This is a genomic window from Mesorhizobium sp. M7A.F.Ca.CA.002.05.1.1 (assembly GCF_003998335.1).
GTDB lineage: Bacteria > Pseudomonadota > Alphaproteobacteria > Rhizobiales > Rhizobiaceae > Mesorhizobium.
In genome coordinates this window covers 1-2744 of record NZ_RZQI01000799.1, presented here as the reverse complement: position 1 = coordinate 2744, position 2744 = coordinate 1, and the positions used below count along the sequence as shown (strand labels likewise).

General features: G+C 59.1%; 4 protein-coding genes. 2 read left to right on the top strand and 2 right to left on the bottom strand.

The window, feature by feature from the left end:
* Together EN939_RS28635 and EN939_RS28625 are read left to right on the top strand one after the other, a co-directional pair.
* Positions 1-732 (top strand): NADH-quinone oxidoreductase subunit D (locus EN939_RS28635; RefSeq protein WP_127271067.1); only part of this gene is annotated, 732 nt, incomplete at its 5' end.
* Between the two features lie 396 nt (positions 733-1128).
* Positions 1129-1314 carry a hypothetical protein gene (locus tag EN939_RS28625; protein ID WP_127271064.1) on the top strand — a complete coding sequence of 62 codons (186 nt, stop codon included), beginning with the start codon at positions 1129-1131 and terminating at the stop codon, positions 1312-1314.
* A 56-nt stretch (positions 1315-1370) separates the two neighbouring features.
* On the opposite strand, the gene EN939_RS28620 is transcribed toward EN939_RS28625, so the two are convergent.
* Positions 1371-2120, bottom strand: coding sequence for a metallophosphoesterase family protein (locus EN939_RS28620; RefSeq protein ID WP_127271062.1), 750 nt, complete (start codon positions 2118-2120; stop codon positions 1371-1373).
* Positions 2113-2744: nucleotidyltransferase family protein (locus EN939_RS28615; protein WP_127271060.1), on the bottom strand; the 632-nt coding region annotated here is incomplete at its 5' end. The genes EN939_RS28620 and EN939_RS28615, both read right to left, overlap by 8 nt.

Below are 2744 nucleotides of genomic sequence, written 5' to 3'. Positions count from 1 at the left end.
AATTATTTCAGAATCGGCGGCGTGCACCAGGATATGCCTCCGAAGCTTCTCGACGACATCTGGGCTTTCTGCGATCCGTTCCTCAAAGTCTGTGACAACCTCGACGAATTGCTCACCGGCAGCCGTATCTTCAAGCAGCGCAATGTCGATGTGGGCGTGATCGGGCTGGAGGATGCCTGGGCCTGGGGATTTTCCGGCGTGATGGTGCGCGGATCGGGCGCCGCATGGGATTTGCGCAAGGCACAGCCATACGAATGTTACCCGGACATGGATTTCGACATTCCCGTCGGAAAGAACGGAGACTGCTATGACCGCTACCTGGTCCGCATGGAGGAGATGCGCCAGTCGGTGCGGATCATGAAGCAATGCCTGGAAAAACTGCGGTCACCCGAAGGCCAGGGGCCGGTCGCGCTTCCAAACCAGAAGATCACGCCGCCGCGGCGCGCCACGATGAAACGCTCGATGGAGGCGACCATCCAGCATTTCAAACTTTATACCGAGGGGCATCGCGTGCCGGCCGGAGAAGTCTACGCCGCGGTTGAAGCGCCAAAGGGAGAATTCGGTGTTTATCTGGTTTCCGACGGGGGCAATGTTCCTTACCGGTGCAAGATACGCGCGCCATCCTTCGCCCATCTGCAGGCGATGGATTTCCTGTCTCGAGGGCACATGATCGCCGACGTTGCCGCCATCATCGGATCGCTCGACATCGTGTTTGGCGAGATCGATCGTTAGCCGTCCGGAGGTGTGCTTTGCCCCGCGATAAAGAAACTCCATCATCCTACGCGTGGATGGGAGGCTCTTCATTCTCGTCGGGATTGGGCAGCGGGGTCTCGTCCGGGAGCCTTTCCGGTTCGGGTTCCTCGATCGGCTCGGGCTTCCATGTTGGAGGCGGCACGGGAACATCGCGATTTGGGTCTGGCTGTCTTGGCTGTGGCATCGAACTATCTCCGTTCAGTCGGAACAACTCGTGCGCCGTGGCATGGTTCCTGGCAGAATCCAGCGAGATCGTTACGCCCTCGGGACACGAGTATGTTGGTCCGCCCAGGTGAAGGCGCAAAAGTTGCAGATCGTTCGGAACCGGTCGGATTTTCGAGCCGTTGTCGTCGACAGGGATCAAGGAGAAGCGCGATGAAGGACAAGGAAGGAAATATCGACCATACATTGCCGCAGGTCGCCATCGACGATCAGCAGGTGCGACAACTGGCGGCCACGACCGATTTGCCGTCCAGGCAGGCTCGCGAACTGGTGCGCCGTCACGGCAACGACCCCCGGAAGCTGGAAGAGTTGGCGAAATCGATCAACGCCACCAATTGAGTCAAGGCCACCAATTGAGTCAAGGCCAATGGACACCACGGCGCATGCCGCTGGCGTCAGATTTCGAGCAAGGCGTAGGGGCGGCCGCTTGGCTTGGCCACATGCATGGCGACGTTGTAGACCTTGGCTCCGCCAGGTGTTTGACCTTCGTAAGAACCGCGATGTGCATGACCGTGCACGACAGCACTAACCTGGAATCGATCGATCGTCTCCGCCAGGCGTGAAGAGCCCAGAAATGGAAATATCTCCGGCGGTTCTCCCGCGACTGTGTCGGCAATTGGCGCGTAGTGGAGGATCACCAGTGTGCGCTTCGCCCGCACCTGGCGCATCGCATTTTCAAGTCGCATTGCCTCGTTCACGCTTTCCGCGACCATCGTCTTGATCGCCGGTTCACCGAATGAGCCGAGCATGCGTGAGCCGAAGCCGCCTATGAATCCCTTCACGCCGACAAAACCCACCTCCTCGATTTCAACTGCCTGCCCGTCGAGGAGATGAACATGCGCCTGGCGCAGGATCTTCGTGACGTCTTCCACCGCACCAGACTCGTAGTCATGATTGCCGAGCACCGCCACGACCGGGATCGAGCAGTTGCGCAGATCCTCGGCCAGCATCTCCGCTTCACGAGGCTTGCCGAGATTGGTCAGATCTCCCGTGAGAACGAGAATGTCGGCTTCGCTCGATATCTCGCCGAAGAGGTCGCGATACGAGGTTTGCGCATCTTCCCGCACATGGAGATCCCCGACCGCGGCAACTTTGAGCGCGCGTGCGCCCTCCTTGGGCGCGCTGCTCTTGACGGGATCAGCCATCACGGAATTCTCCCACACCACCGACGCCGGCGAAGCCCCATTCCTTGACGTCGATTTCGTAATCGGTTTGCGAAAGCAGCCGCCCACGGCAGATCTTCATCCTTGGAGACGGCAACTGCCGTTGCTTGGCGAGGCGGTCGAGCAATTCATCGAGCAGCCACGCCGGGATATGATCGCGCTCGCTCGGATAGATCCACCTGAAATTGATAAGCTGCATCAACAGAACCTCCCAGTGAACCTCCAGATAAGAAAGCAGCCGGTGCCAATCGATCTGATCGCCCGCCTTGAGAATCGTATGAGCGATATCGGCGCCATCGTGTCGCCCTCTGTCCTGGATAAAGCATTTGGACCAGATGAGTTCGGTCGGGCCGATGATCCGCACCCTGCTGCCCAACAGCTCTGTTTGGCGGGCGTGTTCCAGCCACAGGTCGCCAACAGGCACCGTGCCGTTGGCCGAGCCGAATATGACGTCGAAGAAATGCGTGCCCTTGAACACCTTGCCGAGCCACCGGTCATCCTCGATTTCGACGGCATATCCAAGCTGCTTGAAATGAGCGAGGATCCGCGCGTAGTCGCCTGCCTTGCAGAAGATATCGAGGTCCTTGGTCTGGCGGGTGACACCCG